Raw genomic sequence first — 15,587 nt, forward strand, 5'->3', positions numbered from 1 at the left:
AAATTATCAAAGATTACTATTAGAAAAAGCAGTAGGGGTTCATCCCTACTGCTTTTTTTATTAATTCGCTGAATCTTCTTTTACAGCGGCCATAGCCCTTTTGGACGGCCAGAAAGCCCATTTGCCTAGTAAGACGGTGATTGATGGAACAAGTAATGGCCGTACGACGAAGGTGTCTAATAAAACCCCAATCGCAGTAATTGTTCCAAAATGCACAAGGACCTGAATAGGCAAGGTGGTTAAAATCGCAAATGTTCCGGCTAGTATTAAGCCAGCTGAAGTGATGACTGAGCCAGATTCAGCGACACCTTCCTTAATGGCTTGTAGAAGGGGCAAATGCCTGCTTTTTTTCCATATACTCGAAATCATAAAGATATTATAATCTTCCCCTAATGCAACTATAAATACAAAGGCATAAAGTGGAATAAATCCTTGGATTGCTTCAACTCCAAAAATATAATGAAGAAGTACCCAGCCAAGTCCTAGTGCACTAAAGTATGATAATAGAACCGTTCCGATTAAATAAGCTGTGGCTGTAATTGAACGAAGATAAACAAGCAGCAAAACAGCGATGATACTAATAACAATTGGAATAATGACGCTGCTGTCATGATTGGTTGTCTCTTTGGTATCATACTGTTCAGCTGTTAGACCCCCAATCCAAACATGATCAGATGTATGCACAATTCCAGCATTTTTTAAGCTGTTCTCTACTGTTTTGCGAAGGTCTGGAATATGACTCATTGCTTTATTTGAATATGGGTTAACATTCATTTCTACATTATAGCTAATTATATTGGCATTTTTTACTCCCTGTTTCCCTTCAGAAACTAGTTCAATGAAAGTGAGTTTCTCTAAATCTTCTTTTACAGAGTTTGATTTCCCATCAGTTTGCACGATTACTTGAACAGGTGCTAGTTCACCTGGATTAAAGTGTTCAGATATGATCTTGAACCCTTCTCTTGATGGCATATCTTTTGGAAAAGAAGATAAGGTATCGTAAGTATAGACAATTTTGGATGAAAAGAATGCAAAAATACCAAGAAATAATAAAGTAATTACCATTAACTCGATTGGCTTTTTCACGATAAGTTTACCTAGTCGTGTACCAAAACCCTCTTTATAATTTTGAGGGGGTAGCGTTTTTCCTTTCCTTCGGGCCCGTTCTTCTTGCAATGACCTAGTTTGCGGCAAGAACGGATAGAAGGAGGCTCTGCCAATAATACTTAAGAGTGCCGGTATTAACGTTAGACTGGCCGCCATCATTATTAGAATAGAAAGGCTAAAAGGAATGGCGAATCGATGGATTGCACCATATTTGGATAGTAATAACACAAGCAACGAGAAAACAACTGTTAGCCCGCTCATAGCGATAGCACCAGACGCACTTTTTAGCGAGAGTTTCATAGCGGTAAGCTTATCATTTTCTTCAAGTAAGTTACTTCTAAATCGTGAAATGAGAAATAAACAATAATCAGTTCCCGCACCGAAAAGAAGTACCGTCATAATCGAAAGGGCTTGAGAGTCCAGTTCAACCCAGCCCGCCTTTGCCATTCCACCGAGGATGGGACTTATGACACCATAGGCAATCCCAACTCCTAATAATGGGATCAAGGCTAAAATGGGAGAACGATAAATTAGTAGTAATAAAACGAGAACAATGGCAACCGTTCCAAATAGTAAGGAAAGGTCTCCTTGACTAAATAAAGCTGTTGCATCAGTTGAAACACCTGCAGGTCCAGTAATTCGTAATAGTAATCGATCCATATCCCCCATTTTTGCTTTATTTGGATTCTCAGGAAAGATAGAAGCAGCTTTTTCTTTGAATGTTAATATGCCATCCGCAATTTCCTCCTTGTCTGCATCCTTTTTAAAGGTAACAGGTAAAATTAAGGTTGTACCATCCTCTGAAAGCTGCTGTTTAAGTACTGGGAGTGGGAATTGATAAAAAGGTACAATTGAATCCTGTGAATCTACTGGATTTTTGTCTAATTCCTTAGAATACTTTTGAATAAGTGAAAGATCAACTTCCGTAATTCCAGTTGATTTATACCAGGTTAAAAGGGCCGGAGTACCTGAAGTTGTCGGGAATTCTTTCTCTGCAACAATTTTCGCTTGTTGTGAAGGTGTGGTTGATTCTAGATTTTTTGCCATTTCATTCTTTTGGGAATTTGCTTGTGGCAACGTGGTATTTAAAACGGCTGCTAGAATCAGCCATGTAATAAGAACGATCCATCTGCCTTTCTTTCCACTTACTGCATCCCCATACTTCCTAAACCATTGTTTTTCCAAGTTGTTCACTCCTATCTTCTTTCCTTATCGTTTGATAAGCCTTGGGTAAAAAAAATTAAATTACGCTTTAATTCCATTAATAAAAATTTCAACCATTAATTTGGCTTTTTCCTCGGCCTTTAATTGCCGTTCCTCTGTAGAGAGTCTGGTAGTATTTTCTAGCTCAAGAATGGATTTAATAATGTTTAATATCAAAAAGGCTAATTCAGTGGTAGTTGTATTCATCAATGCAGGCTTTTTAATTTCTCCTGTTGAAACCCCATCATTTATCATTTTCTCAAAAGGTGTTAAAAAGGCCTTGGCCCAAGATTGATAGAGGTGCTGTTGTTCAGTTGGATGCAGTTCATGTGAAATGTCGTGAAACATTTGTGCCAGATCCATTTCAAAATGCTCCGTCATATAGAGTGCAATTTGAGTAAGCCTTTCTTGAAAGGTAGTGAACTGAGATAAGATTGCATTTAAGTCAAGTTCTGTTTGGTGAAGGGTTTGCTTCATCACTTCGACATAAAGTGTTTGCTTGTTCTTAAAATGATGATAAATAGCCGGCTGTGTCACACCACAAATTTGAGCAATTTGTCTTGTAGATACGGCGCGATAACCTAGCTCCATGAACAAGCTCCTTGCAGTATGAATAATCAATTGGTACGTTTCCTTAGGATCTATTGCTTTCGCTTGTATGTTCATCTTGTTCATATAATATTGGTCCTTTCATAATGATTCCCTTATCAGTTGATAAGTAAAATATAACGAAACTGGAGAAAGAAGTAAAGGGGCAAAAAAGAAGAATCCCGAAGGATGATTGGAATTATTCCTATTTCACATACTAATATTGAAAATTAAATGAGGGATAGGTGTTGGTATTGAATAGAATTCTTACAATAATCACTGCAACATTTTTTATTATTTCTTTAACCAATTTTCGCGCGCATGCAGAAACAATGGCTAGTTTGTCTGAACAAAATACGATGTCGGTGCTTTGGTTTCAAAAATCTGGGGAAGCGAAGGGATTATATTATCAAGGCTATAACATTGGAAAAATGAGATTGGACGAGATCTTGAGTAAAAGAAGGGGCAGGAATGCCATGATACCAGCAATAGTCCTTGATATCGATGAGACCATTGTAAATAACAGTCCGCACCAAGCATGGTATGTTTTGGCTGGAAGAAAGATTCCTTTTAATTGGAATGAATGGTTTAAGCGGACTGAAGCAAAACCACTACCGGGTGCCATTGAATTTTTGAAGTATGCAAAATCGTTAGGGGTGGAGATTTTTTACATTTCCAACCGCTATGAATCACAAAAAGATGCTACTATTAAGAATTTGCAAAGTGTGGGTGCGCCACAAGCAGATGTTGAGCATGTATTATTAATTCAACCCGGTGAAGTTGGTAAAGAAACACGCCGCCATCAGGTGGCGAAAACACATGAAATTCTTCTATTATTCGGTGATAACCTCGGGGACTTTAGTGAATTTGATAAATTATCTGTAACAAAAAGAGATCAGACGGTTGATAAGTATAGGGACGAATTCGGTAAAAAACTAATACTTTTTCCAAACCCGATGTATGGGGATTGGGAAGGGGCCATTTATAACTATAACTACAAGCTAACAGATGAAGAAAAAATCAAACTTAGAAGAAAATTATTAGAAACGTATCGCTAGCACTGAAAAGACGCCAAAAGGCGTCTTTTGTTGTACAAGTAACAAATGATATAAAAACTAAAAGTGGAGATTAACTCCTAACATTTTTAAGGATATTAATTGCAAAGACAATGATCCCTAAGACCATCAAGGTACCACCAGTAGCTACAGCGGGAGCAGCACTTTCTGTCCCAGATACTAAAAAGGCGAGTCCTATCATCATAATGGGTAGGGAAATATTATGAAGCCAAAAGTGAACCTTTGCGAGTGTTGTTTCTGCTGCACCAGGAAAACCAACATAGATGAGTCCAGCAACAGCCATAGTCAGCCAACCTAATAAGTTGATATGGGCATGAACAGGGGTGAAGTCAAAACTTTCCGTCATAGACATATACATACCCATGCAAACCCCAATGACAAAATACACCACAGAAATTTTAATCAACCTTATTGCCATTTTTCAGCCTCCTTTTTTACCTTAGATGTCATGACTACAGTAGTAAATATGTAGGACTTTTCTAAAAAAGAACTTTGATTTTAAAAGGACAAAATAAGATTTTTTCATAGAAAAAAGCTGCCATCATCGGCAGCTTTTTTGGAGGTAAATTAAAAGAGCGCTTTAATACCAACTAAGATAAGTCCTATTAAGAATCCACATACAGCTCCATTCACCCGGATCCATTGCAGGTCTTTTCCGACGTTGGTTTCAACCATTTTAATAAGTGTTTTATCATCCAGTTTTTCTAAATTTTCTTTGACAAGAATGCCTATTTTCGAATGATTTTTATCAACAAAACTAGAGATATGGTTCTTAATCCAAGCTTCAATCGCATGAATTTTTTCTGGATCTGATTTGATCCCATCTAAGCCCTTTTTAACAATTGGCAGGAGATAGTCATCATAAAAGTTAGGTTTATCAATAAAATCATAAGCCTTTTGCTCGATCTGACTTAATAATTCAATAATTTGTTCTTGCAAATTCCATCTATCAACTAATTGTGTTTTAAGATTGTTAAGTTCATCGTAGACCTTCTGATCATTTTTTAACGATTGCAGTTTATGATCAATATGAATCAGTAATGTTTGGCGATTTTGATTTAGTGGGTCCTGGAAGCTAGCTACCCCTTTTAAAATAAGGCCTTGCATCATACTTCCTAATTTCTCCTCGTTAACCAAATTACTAAATGATTTTAAGGCGAATTGCATAAAACCATCAGCTTTGATATTTTCGACCGCATCGACCGCCAATCCGCCGAGTTTATGCTTGGTACTTTCCTTTCGTGCCCATTCATCAACCTCTTTAAGCAAGTAATCAAGAGCTTTTTTATCATATTTTCTGATCTTAAATTGGTCTATCAGCAAAGGAAGAAAATTCTTACTATCGATATCTTGGATTCGAGCTTTTATTTCTTCTTCTAATAGTGGAGCGAATCTTGTTATATCAAAGATTTTTAGCAAATGTTTAGCGATCGTGATGAAATTCTTTTGAACTGCTGGAGAAGGTAATTCATTGTCGATGATGTCAAATATTTTATCAGTAAAATGAATGGTATCAATTTTTCTGCGGATACTCTCTTTGGTAAGCCAATCATTTTCTAACATGGAAATGATTCCAGCGATAATTCTATGCCGATTTTTTGGCAGCAGGGCTGTATGTGGTATAGGAATACCTAGTGGATGCCGGAATAATGCTGTTACGGCAAACCAATCGGCTAGTCCCCCTACTAGACCCGCTTCAAATCCCCCCTGTAGGATAATCCCCCAGATTGAATCTTTTATTGGAATCGTGGCTAGAAAGCCTATCCCCATCACAGCAAGAAAAATGGTTGCCAAATGCTGTGTTTTTTTATTCTTACTTTTTACCATCTTTGAAACCCCTCATTTTTGAGAAATATTATTGCCTATTGCTATTATCTCAATTTTAGTTAAAAAAAAGCAAAAAAAAATACTTATATTTGGATTATTTACTAAATCCTATATAAAAGATAAATACTTAGGGAATAGGTTATAAAAAAAATTCAGAAAAAATTAACCCTTTGGAGCTCTAAATACTTTTTTAATATAATAAAATATTGTAAAATGAACAAGGTTTCAAAAATAGTAGATTAGGGAGAAATGGAAATGAAAAAGCTCTTGTTATTTGTGACTGCGATTACGATGGCTATTGGTCTAACTGCTTGCTCAAGCAATGATGAAGCAAAGACAGACAAGAAGGAAACATCGGAAGAAACTGCATCTAAAGTGGATGTTAAAAAGGAATTAGTCAGATTTTATATGGATCTTGGTAATAAAATTAACGCAAAAGATGCTGATTTAAATGCTTATGTTGCAAAAGCAACTAAGGAAGATGCTACACCTGAGGAATTACCAACTGCTGAAGATCGAGCTAAAGCAAGTGAATCGGCAGCATCAGTTGCGGCCGAATTAAATACTTATCAAGTTCCTGCATCATTAAAAGATAAAAAAGCTGATCTTGATGCGGCGATTAAGGATTTTGCGGCTTCTTACCAAGCTAAAGCAGATGAATTAAAAAAGGAAACCCCTAATTTTGATGCAGCTACTGCAACCTTCACACAGGGTGAAGAAAAACTTGGTAAAGTATATGAAAGTGAAAAATTACTTCCACCAAGCGTTGATAAGCAAGTAAATTAAAATCCAATTCATAACTATCAATTAAAAACAAGCCAGATAACATGCTGGCTTGTTTTTTATCGTCTTCATATTTAATTAATTTACCGCTAAGCTTGGGAGTTCATGATATGTGACCATAATTTCATCTAGATGATTATCCATAGTTAATGATGTTTCCGTATCTTCAAAGAACCAAACATCATTGTCTTCAACAAAGAAGGTAATCCCATTAATTTCTTTAGAATATCCAACATGAACAGGGGATTCAACTGAAAAAGCAAGACTATAACCTTTATGCTTTATCCCAAAACCAGCGTATTGAGGAAACATCCGAATGCAAAATGGTTTGTTAAATTCGAATTCATTTGTGAACCATTTGGCAGCTCTTTCATCGATAGATATGAACATCTAAATGCACCAGCCTTTTCCTATTAGGTATTGATTCATAAAGGAAGAAATGGATGTCATGTTTAAAGATAAAAAAAGCCTGTTTCCATTTCCCTATATTGAAAGATTATATCTTTTATATAGTTTTGCATGTGATTTTATTCACGGTCTGGTCCTAAGATAGTATGATTTTTAAAAATGTTCATTTATATTTCTTAAAACGTTCACTTGTGTGCAATGAATCACAACTTTTTTTACAAAAAAGGTTTTAATAACTAATAAATAATACTTTTATGGAGGAATCTATGGATAAAGATTGGACGAAAGGTTTAGAACACGATGAATACGAACATGATATTGACCTGATCATAACTGATGCACTTCAAGCGGTAGAAGAAACGGAAAAGGGGTGCTATGTAAACCTAGTGACCTCGGCCGTGTTTGGGGATCCTGTTGTTTATTTACAGCCGTTATTAGAGGAGTTGTACGACAATAGAGTAAAGATTAAATACATTGATCAATGTGGATGTGGGGGATATGTACTAAGGGTTTGGAAAATATAAGTCAGTGTTTACTTCCGATCGAGTGTTGCTGATATTGTAACATATATATAGTGAAAATAATGATAAGATAGGAGCAAGAACGAAGGAGGGGTCTTCCAATGGTACAAGAAATCGATAAGCTCACAGATAATGTTAATGACATAAAAAGTTTATTCCGTACCTTAAATGAAACATTAGAAAGTATTGAAAAACGATTATCCCGGCTTGAGAAAATGGATAGCATTGAGCACCGAGTAGAAGTAAATCAAATTGACCTTTCTGATATAAAGGAATCGCTTCAACGGATAGAAGAGACACACAGTAGCGAAATACATCATATTAACCGCCGTCTTGATTCTCATTTAGTGAAAATTGCCAAAATAGAAGAGGAAATGATTATAATTAAATCACGATAATCATTTTATTAAGTGAGCTAATGGATCAGAAAAAAACCAGACGGGTCAGTTCAAATCCGTCTGGTTAGGAATGTTTTAAGAAAGCACTTCTGAGTTGGATATTGAAACTTGTTGACTAACATTCTCGTCATTATTGGCGTTTTTCGTGACCTCAATATAACGAATATGATGCTCTTCCATATCAAGAATTTTAAAGGAATAGGTTTCATGAAGAAGGATATCTCCTTCTTTTGCTTCGTAATTTTCGGTTAGAATCCAACCTCCAATTGTATCCACATCTTCATCGTCAATTTCTACTCCCAGAAGATCATTGACCTCACTAACTAAAACCTTTGAGTCAATAATATAATGGTTTTCTTTAATTTTTCGTATCTCTGGAATTTCGTCCATATCGAATTCGTCACGAATTTCCCCAACAATCTCTTCAAGGATATCTTCTACTGTTACAAGTCCCGAAGTACCACCATATTCGTCCATTAATATTGCCATGTGAACGCGGTCTTTTTGCATTTTTACTAATAGGTCATGGATTGGAATCGTCTCTATTACTCTAATAATTGGTCGAGTATAGTTTTCTAGAGTCCGTTCAGCTAGTTTTTCATTGCCAATTAAATCTGTCATTACTTCTTTTATATTGATAAGTCCAATTATATGATCCTTATCCCCATCGATGATGGGATATCGTGTGAATTTCTCTTCACGTAATACCTGAAGAAATGTCTCTAATGTATCTTCTTTTGATAAGGACACGATTTCTGTTCTTGGAACCATAACTTCTTTGGCAATACGGTTATCAAATTCAAAAATTTTATTTACATACTTAAACTCAGATTGGTTAATTTCACCACTTTTATAGCTTTCAGAAAGGATAATTCGAAGTTCTTCCTCTGTATGAGCAATTTCATTTTCAGATACCGGCTTAAGACCGAAAAATTTAGTCGTAATTCGTGCAGAGCCATTAAGCAACCAAATTACGGGGTACATTACCTTGTAAAATAGAACAAGCGGACGTGATACCACCAAAGTAATCCATTCCGCCTTCTGAATTGCCAATGTTTTAGGAGCAAGTTCACCAATTACTACGTGTAAAAAGGTAATTGCTGCAAATGCAAAGCCAACAGATAATACTTGGTTAAAGCTTTCTGGAATATTCAGTCTTTCGAATATTGGATGCAGAATCTTTTCAAAAGTTGATTCACCTAGCCAACCTAAACCAAGGGCAGTGATGGTTATTCCCAACTGACAGGCTGAAAGGTACTCATCCAGATTAGAAATCACTCTTTTAGAAGTTACAGCACTCGAATTTCCTTCTTCAATTAACTGATCAATTCTTGAGCTCCTAATTCGGATAATAGCAAATTCTGAAGCAACAAAAAAGGCAGTTAACGCAATTAAAATGGCTATAATAACCAAGTTAAATATGTCCAAATAAGTTCCCTTATCCTGTTTTTAGACAGGTAAGGAGTCACCTCCCAGTTTGATAAAAAAATTAGCTCCTATTTCCTTGATTTTATTTCTAGTTTTCTCCTAATCTCGTCTAATGGTCATCATACCACCTCGACAATTTAATAAATTAACAATAATTATAAAGAATTTGAACTATACAGTCAAACGTTCTGGTTAGTATATTAGTTGATAACTATATTTTATGGAGAAACATAGTGAATATGAACGATAAAGACGAAATATTACAAAAATTTATATAAAGAAACAAGCAGATCCTACTCAGGATCTGCATCTGCTTGTTTTTCATCTGAATCGGCTTTATAAACCTCAATGTACAAGATATGGTGTCCTTCAATCTCCTTAATTTGAAAAACAAAATCTTCATGATCAATGGAGTCACCTTTATGTACATCAAACTTTTGTGTTAAAAACCAGCCGCCAATTGTATCGACATCTTCCTCATCAAGTGTTGTGCCGAGGAGGTCGTTTACTTCGCTGATTAATACTTTACCATCTAAAATAAAATGACCATCGGCTTTTTTCTGGATAAGAGGAAGTTCATCCAAGTCAAATTCATCGCGAATTTCACCAACAATTTCTTCAAGTATGTCTTCAACCGTGACAATTCCTGCTGTCCCGCCATATTCATCAGATAACACTGCCATATGTGAACGGTTTTTTTGAAGTTTGAGCAGAAGTTCTTGAATCGGTATAGTTTCAATGACATGAATAACGGGCTTTAGATAGGGAAGCAGTGGTTGTTCGCCAGTACATTTTTGCTGGATACAATCTGTTAATACTTCTTTTATATTAATAACCCCTAAAATATTATCTTTGTCACCATCAATAAGGGGATATCTTGTATATTTTTCTTCCTTAACTATTTCAATAATTTCTTCCATGGATACATCTTTAGAAAGGGTTACGAGTTCAGTTCTGGGAACCATAATCTCTTTAGCAATCCGATTATCAAATTCGAATATTCGGTTCATATATCGATACTCGGATTGGTTTATTTCACCACTCTCATAACTTTGCGAAAGAATTAACCTTAATTCTTCCTCGGAAAGGACGATATCGTGCTCGGATGCAGGTTGTACTCCGAAAAGACCAGTAACAAACCGGGCAGATCGATTTAGAATCCAAATAAACGGGTACATCAGTTTATAAAACAAGATTAACGGACGAGAAAAGAACAAGAGAATTTCTTCCGCTTTTTGAATTGCAATCGTTTTCGGTGATAATTCGCCAATCACGACATGGAAATAAGTGATGAGAATGAAAGCAAAGATAAACGAAATAATGTGCTTAAGTGACAAGGGGATATGAATAAAGTCAAAAAAAGGATTAAGCAATTCCCGAATAGTAGGCTCCCCGAGCCATCCTAAAATAAGGGAGATAATCGTAATCCCTACCTGGGTGGCAGATAAATAACCATCCAAATTAGATATTACCTTCTTAGCTGCTTCTGCTTTTGGATTACCCTCTGATAATAATTGATCAATTCTTGTGGATCGAACCTTTACCATCGCAAATTCTGAAGCGACAAAAAGGGCAGTAAAGGCTATTAGGATAACAATAATCACTACATTCATCCAAATCATCTATCACCTTACAAGTGTAAGGGTTGCCACCTCACTCACGTTGGTCTCTAAAACATTATTTCAAAAAAAATTTCTATAAGCAAATCGAACAGAAAAAATGCTGCCAATCAGGCAGCATCCATTCGAATTAGAAATTCGGTTTTATGTCAAATAAGGAACTCGTTTATTCCAGTCACGGGCAAGCATACTGTAAATAAAGAGGTCGTGAAAGCGGCCGTATAATTGTTCGCCTTCTCTAATGATCCCTTCTTTAGTAAAACCGAGTCTTTCAGGTATAGCACGGCTTTTTTTATTTTTGATGCCACAGCGAATTTCAACTCGATTTAAACCCAATTGGAAAAATGCATAGTTTAACAGGAACTGAACGGATCGAGTCATTATGCCATGACCTTCTGCCTTTTTTGAAAGGTAATATCCGATACTTGTCATTCGGTTGTGCCAATCTACTTGTTGTAAACTAATTGAGCCCACCAACTCACCCTTATAGACAATCCCTACATTAAATCCACTATTTTCTGCAAATTGATTTAGCCATATCGGAATAATGGATTCAAATTGATACGGGGAGTTCATGCTATCTACCCAGGGCAGCCATTCACGCAAATGTTCACGGTTCTCTTCCACCATTTGATAAAGTTCTAAGGCGTGATGCTGTTGAAATAGCTGGAGTTCAATTTCATTATCAACCTTTAATGTAAACATTAGCCTAATCTCCCGATAAAAAATTTTTAGTTCATCATATGCATAAAAGGTTGTTAACGGGAAGATTTATTAATGACACAAATAAAAAAATCCCGGCTTTAAATAAAGTGGGATTGGCATTCGTGCTATGATTTTCTTGTTTATTAGGTTTAAGGGGTTTGGGCTGCAACAGGTAACAGAATCGAGAATGTAGTTTTATCTGGAGATGAATCACATTCTAAATTTCCCTTGTGTTTTTCAATAATTTCTTTACATACAAACAAGCCAAGACCTGTACCTAGTTTTTTTGTTGTAAAAAATGGTTCGAAAATGGACTTTCTTAGTTCTGCGGGAATCACAGGTCCATTGTTTGAAATATTGATTTTGATGAATTGATCTTCTAGTCTGCTATTGATTTCGATTGTTGGATTCGGATTTTCATCATGATTCAATACATCAATCGCATTAAAGATAATATTAATTAAAACCTGCCTAATTTCATCTGCATACCCATTAAGAATAATATCTTCTCGTAGTTCTTTTCTTATTTTTACTTTTCCGTCAAGTATGCTTGGATAAAGGAAGTTTAATACTTCTTCCACTAATGTATTTAAATTGAAGTTATCTTTTTCTTTACCAATTAACTCCTTCTTTGACAAAAGGAGGAATTGTGAGATGCGAAAATTAAGTTGATCCAATTCACTTGAAATGATATCTAAATATTTCATCTCTGGATAATCAGCTTTCAGCAATTGGATAAATCCTTGAACAGAGGTTAAGGGGTTTCTAAACTCATGTATAAAGCTTGAGGTCATCTGCCCAAGTAATGTTAATCGATCCTGATGGGTAGAGTCAATGTGCATTGTCTTTTCTTCAATAATTTTGTTCTTTGCTTCAGAGTAATGGGAAACAGCATAGTATAAAAATTTATCGAAACAAAAATTTACTTTGTTTAATGCTTCCTGCAGGGCTGCCCATGGAATTCCCGTAGTACTTAATTGGCTGTATAAAACTGTTCTGCCAAGATTAACATTATAAACAAAATCACCAAGGTTAATATCAGCCAAAACTCTTTCTTCCGATACTTCAATAGCGAGTTTTTCAATTATGTCTAAAAGCTCTTTTTCCGTCATTTTATGCATATTAAGTAAAACTTCGAGTAACGCCTCGCCGTTTTCGTGTATTTTTAATTTAAAAGGATCCGTATTAGTGGTAACAATGGCATTTTCCCAATCTTGAATTAATTTCTGTTTATTTTGATTGAAAAAATCAATTAAATCTGTTTGGTTTTCCGTGAACATGCCGTTTTCCCCCTATGTTATTGACAAAAAACTGCTTACAGTATCTATTCGAGGTTTAAATAGAAAATCCTCCTTTATTTTAGCATAAAAGTCTAGAATTTTATCTCTTGTAAATGTAAAACTCACTCCTATATAATGGAACATTCATGCTGCCAAGCTTCATCATCAGTGTTATCTTTATCATCATTGTAATGAGTGCGGTACCCAAGAAATTATTTTCAAAATAAAATTTATAAGTAAAAGGAAATGGAAAAGGGCTTTTAGCTCTTTTCCTTTTTTATTGTCTAGTGGTGGTGTGTTGATTCTTAAAAATCTTCAAACTTTTGACAAATTTATTAAGCTTTTTTAACTCAAATAAATGTTAAAATACAAGAAAGATAATCATTCTCAATTAGCGAGGATAGGGTGGTATACATGTTTGGTTCTTTAAAAGCAGGAGAAAGAGGGAAAATCATTGATATTTCTCTTGTAGGTCACCTGGTACAAAGACGTTTACTTGACTTAGGGATCACTGAAGGTTCAGAAGTGTGTGTGAAGTGTGTCATGCCATTCGGCGGTCCAATTATGATTGAATCTTGCGGACAATGTGTAGGTATTCGCCGTAGAGAAGCAGTTCGAATTGAAGTGGAGAGAATATAATGGAAATCGCTCTAATCGGAAATCCCAATACAGGGAAAACTTCATTATTTAATAATCTTACAGGTTCCTATGAGTATGTTGGTAACTGGAGCGGTGTAACCGTTGAAAAAAAAGTTGGTGTTTTTAAAAATAATATTGGTCATTTAATTGATTTACCTGGTGTATATACACTTAATCCTTTATCGAAGGATGAAGGGGTGGTTACATCCTTCTTTCTTAATGAATCAGTGGACCGCCTGCTAAATATATTAGATGCTTCACAATTAGAACGAAATTTACATCTTACCTTGCAATTGCTAGAGTTTGAAAAACCAGCACTTATTGGACTTAATATGGTCGATGTAGCGAATAAACGCGGGATTCAGATAGATGCATCTAAACTTTCAATCCTTCTCGGAGTGCCAGTTGTTCCTGTTGTGGCAAGAAGTGGTAAGGGCTGTGATAAATTAGTTGATGTCATATCGACTCAATCAATCTTGCCTGCTAAAAAGAACCTTGTTTACTATGGTAAAGAGGTAGATGCAGCAATTGTCGCTTTGACAGCTGAGATAAATGGCAAAACCGGCCTTTCTGGCCGATTTCTAGCTATTCAATATTTTGAAGGAAATGAATATGTTAGAAACTACATTGAGACTATAGTTGATAATCAAAAACTTAATGCCCTAACGGCTAACTTAGAGTCTATCTTACAAACACAATATCATGTAAAATCATTAGCAAACTATATTTATCAAAAAAGAAGAGAAGTAATAGAAAAAATCGTCGTCGAAGTGGCTATAAAAAGTAACTTTGACATTCCACTTTCTGAAAAAATTGATATGATCGTTACCAATCGTTTTTTAGGAATGCCCATTTTCTTACTGCTTATGTACATCATGTTTATGCTGACTTTTGATTGGCTTGGAACACCATTATCTGATGCTTTGGACGGGCTTTTAACAGGCCCAATTACGACAGGATTTGAGTCGGTTTTAACCGCCATTCATGCTTCAAGTTTTATTCATGCATTAATTATTGATGGGTTAGTTGCTGGTGTAGGCGGTGTACTCGTATTTGTTCCGCAAATTTTTATCCTATTTTTCTTTATTTCTTTATTAGAAGATTCCGGGTACATGGCCCGTGTTGCATTGGTAATGGACCGAATTATGGAGTCAGTTGGGTTAAATGGGAAGGCGTTTATCCCTATGATGATTGGCTTCGGTTGTAATGTACCAGGAATAATGGCAGCCAGAACAATAGAGACCCCACGGGAAAGACTGGTAACCATATTGCTTACCCCATTAATGTCCTGTTCAGCACGATTGCCAGTGTATGCGTTATTTGTAGGAGCTTTTTTTGCAGGAAATAAGGCTTTATTTGTGCTTAGTCTATATGTCCTTGGGATTGTAGTTGCATTGGTCTTAGCCAAGATCTTTTCGTCTACATTACTAAAATCGGAAACTTCATTATTTGTTATAGAACTGCCTCCTTACCGTCTTCCACAGTTTCAATCACTGTGGAGGAGTACTTGGGATAAAGGAAAAGGGTTTGTTAGAAAAGCTGGAACATTTATTTTTGCAGGTTCTGTCTTTATCTGGTTATTATCTTATGCTGGGCCCAATGGTTTAAAGGTTGACATGGAAGATAGTTATTTAGCCATGATTGGGAATGTAATCGCCCCAATTTTTGATCCAATTGGATTTGGAACATGGCAGGCATCCGCCTCGTTAATTACAGGGTTCTTGGCAAAAGAGGCCATTATTTCTACCATGAATATTATTTATTTTGTTCCGAATGATGCAAGTTTGCAAGGGTTATTGGCGGACTATTATACTCCGCTTGCTGCCTATAGTTTCATGGTTTTCATTTTGTTATACATCCCATGCCTTGCGACAGTAGCAACTATCTATAAAGAAACAAATTCAAAAAAATGGACAGCTTTTTCTATGATTTATGCATTTGCAATTGCTTATGTGCTTTCTTTGATTATCTATCAAGGCGGCAAATTGTTAGGACTTGTTTAATT

The 15,587-nt window shown here is 35.7% G+C and carries 15 protein-coding genes; 6 read left to right on the forward strand and 9 right to left on the reverse strand.

The window, feature by feature from the left end; all coding sequences use genetic code 11:
• Positions 1-60 precede the first annotated feature (60 nt).
• Both FS608_RS22340 and FS608_RS22345 read right to left on the reverse strand, forming a co-directional pair.
• Positions 61-2,292: an MMPL family transporter gene (locus FS608_RS22340; protein ID WP_144554779.1), complete on the reverse strand. Its 2,232-nt coding sequence runs from the start codon at positions 2,290-2,292 to the stop codon at positions 61-63.
• A gap of 60 nt (positions 2,293-2,352) precedes the next feature.
• Positions 2,353-2,976: a TetR/AcrR family transcriptional regulator gene (locus FS608_RS22345; protein ID WP_222127392.1), complete on the reverse strand. Its 624-nt coding sequence runs from the start codon at positions 2,974-2,976 to the stop codon at positions 2,353-2,355.
• 167 nt (positions 2,977-3,143) lie between these two features.
• On the opposite strand from FS608_RS22345, the gene FS608_RS22350 reads away from it, so the two are divergent.
• Positions 3,144-3,956, forward strand: coding sequence for a 5'-nucleotidase, lipoprotein e(P4) family (locus tag FS608_RS22350; protein WP_395947811.1), 813 nt, complete (start codon positions 3,144-3,146; stop codon positions 3,954-3,956).
• 70 nt (positions 3,957-4,026) lie between these two features.
• Here FS608_RS22350 and FS608_RS22355 read toward each other — a convergent pair whose 3' ends face one another.
• Both FS608_RS22355 and FS608_RS22360 read right to left on the reverse strand, forming a co-directional pair.
• Positions 4,027-4,392: a cytochrome-c oxidase gene (locus tag FS608_RS22355; RefSeq protein ID WP_144554781.1), complete on the reverse strand. Its 366-nt coding sequence runs from the start codon at positions 4,390-4,392 to the stop codon at positions 4,027-4,029.
• Between the two features lie 149 nt (positions 4,393-4,541).
• Positions 4,542-5,801: a DUF445 domain-containing protein gene (locus FS608_RS22360; RefSeq protein WP_144554782.1), complete on the reverse strand. Its 1,260-nt coding sequence runs from the start codon at positions 5,799-5,801 to the stop codon at positions 4,542-4,544.
• A gap of 255 nt (positions 5,802-6,056) precedes the next feature.
• On the opposite strand from FS608_RS22360, the gene FS608_RS22365 reads away from it, so the two are divergent.
• Positions 6,057-6,587: a hypothetical protein gene (locus FS608_RS22365; RefSeq protein ID WP_144554783.1), complete on the forward strand. Its 531-nt coding sequence runs from the start codon at positions 6,057-6,059 to the stop codon at positions 6,585-6,587.
• A gap of 75 nt (positions 6,588-6,662) precedes the next feature.
• Here FS608_RS22365 and FS608_RS22370 read toward each other — a convergent pair whose 3' ends face one another.
• Positions 6,663-6,974, reverse strand: a complete 312-nt coding sequence (locus tag FS608_RS22370) for a HesB/YadR/YfhF family protein (protein ID WP_144554784.1) — start codon at positions 6,972-6,974, stop codon at positions 6,663-6,665.
• 272 nt (positions 6,975-7,246) lie between these two features.
• Here FS608_RS22370 and FS608_RS22375 point away from each other — a divergent pair, with 272 nt between their 5' ends.
• Positions 7,247-7,516: a CGCGG family putative rSAM-modified RiPP protein gene (locus FS608_RS22375; RefSeq protein WP_483861894.1), complete on the forward strand. Its 270-nt coding sequence runs from the start codon at positions 7,247-7,249 to the stop codon at positions 7,514-7,516.
• Between the two features lie 98 nt (positions 7,517-7,614).
• Complete coding sequence (locus tag FS608_RS22380; RefSeq protein ID WP_144554786.1) at positions 7,615-7,911, forward strand: hypothetical protein; 297 nt, start codon at positions 7,615-7,617, stop codon at positions 7,909-7,911.
• Between the two features lie 75 nt (positions 7,912-7,986).
• Here FS608_RS22380 and FS608_RS22385 read toward each other — a convergent pair whose 3' ends face one another.
• From FS608_RS22385 to FS608_RS22400, 4 genes are all read right to left on the reverse strand, one after another.
• A complete protein-coding gene (locus FS608_RS22385; protein ID WP_144554787.1) occupies positions 7,987-9,339 on the reverse strand; it encodes a hemolysin family protein in 1,353 nt (450 codons plus the stop codon).
• A 293-nt stretch (positions 9,340-9,632) separates the two neighbouring features.
• Positions 9,633-10,961 (reverse strand): hemolysin family protein, encoded by a 1,329-nt coding sequence (locus FS608_RS22390; protein ID WP_144554788.1) that lies wholly within the window; start codon positions 10,959-10,961, stop codon positions 9,633-9,635.
• Between the two features lie 141 nt (positions 10,962-11,102).
• Positions 11,103-11,663 carry a GNAT family N-acetyltransferase gene (locus tag FS608_RS22395; protein WP_144554789.1) on the reverse strand — a complete coding sequence of 187 codons (561 nt, stop codon included), beginning with the start codon at positions 11,661-11,663 and terminating at the stop codon, positions 11,103-11,105.
• Positions 11,664-11,812: 149 nt separating this feature from the next.
• Positions 11,813-12,943: a histidine kinase N-terminal domain-containing protein gene (locus FS608_RS22400; RefSeq protein ID WP_144554790.1), complete on the reverse strand. Its 1,131-nt coding sequence runs from the start codon at positions 12,941-12,943 to the stop codon at positions 11,813-11,815.
• Positions 12,944-13,357: 414 nt separating this feature from the next.
• Here FS608_RS22400 and FS608_RS22410 point away from each other — a divergent pair, with 414 nt between their 5' ends.
• Both FS608_RS22410 and feoB read left to right on the forward strand, forming a co-directional pair.
• On the forward strand, positions 13,358-13,582 hold the full coding sequence (locus FS608_RS22410; RefSeq protein WP_144554791.1) for a FeoA family protein: 225 nt from the start codon (positions 13,358-13,360) through the stop codon (positions 13,580-13,582).
• Positions 13,582-15,585, forward strand: coding sequence for a ferrous iron transport protein B (gene feoB, locus FS608_RS22415; protein ID WP_144554792.1), 2,004 nt, complete (start codon positions 13,582-13,584; stop codon positions 15,583-15,585). Before FS608_RS22410 ends, feoB begins: the two co-directional genes overlap by 1 nt.
• Positions 15,586-15,587: the final 2 nt, after the last annotated feature.

The sequence above is a fragment of the Bacillus sp. X1(2014) genome (assembly GCF_007678255.1).

Coding starts and splice junctions, on each gene's coding strand:
- FS608_RS22345 (WP_222127392.1), bottom strand. CDS start 2,976: ATGAACATACAAGCGAAAGCAATAGATCCTAAGGAAACGTACCAATTG.
- FS608_RS22355 (WP_144554781.1), bottom strand. CDS start 4,392: ATGGCAATAAGGTTGATTAAAATTTCTGTGGTGTATTTTGTCATTGGG.
- FS608_RS22360 (WP_144554782.1), bottom strand. CDS start 5,801: ATGGTAAAAAGTAAGAATAAAAAAACACAGCATTTGGCAACCATTTTT.
- FS608_RS22365 (WP_144554783.1), top strand. CDS start 6,057: ATGAAAAAGCTCTTGTTATTTGTGACTGCGATTACGATGGCTATTGGT.
- FS608_RS22370 (WP_144554784.1), bottom strand. CDS start 6,974: ATGTTCATATCTATCGATGAAAGAGCTGCCAAATGGTTCACAAATGAA.
- FS608_RS22375 (WP_483861894.1), top strand. CDS start 7,247: ATGGAGGAATCTATGGATAAAGATTGGACGAAAGGTTTAGAACACGAT.
- FS608_RS22380 (WP_144554786.1), top strand. CDS start 7,615: ATGGTACAAGAAATCGATAAGCTCACAGATAATGTTAATGACATAAAA.
- FS608_RS22390 (WP_144554788.1), bottom strand. CDS start 10,961: ATGATTTGGATGAATGTAGTGATTATTGTTATCCTAATAGCCTTTACT.
- FS608_RS22395 (WP_144554789.1), bottom strand. CDS start 11,663: ATGTTTACATTAAAGGTTGATAATGAAATTGAACTCCAGCTATTTCAA.
- FS608_RS22400 (WP_144554790.1), bottom strand. CDS start 12,943: ATGTTCACGGAAAACCAAACAGATTTAATTGATTTTTTCAATCAAAAT.
- FS608_RS22410 (WP_144554791.1), top strand. CDS start 13,358: ATGTTTGGTTCTTTAAAAGCAGGAGAAAGAGGGAAAATCATTGATATT.
- feoB (WP_144554792.1), top strand. CDS start 13,582: ATGGAAATCGCTCTAATCGGAAATCCCAATACAGGGAAAACTTCATTA.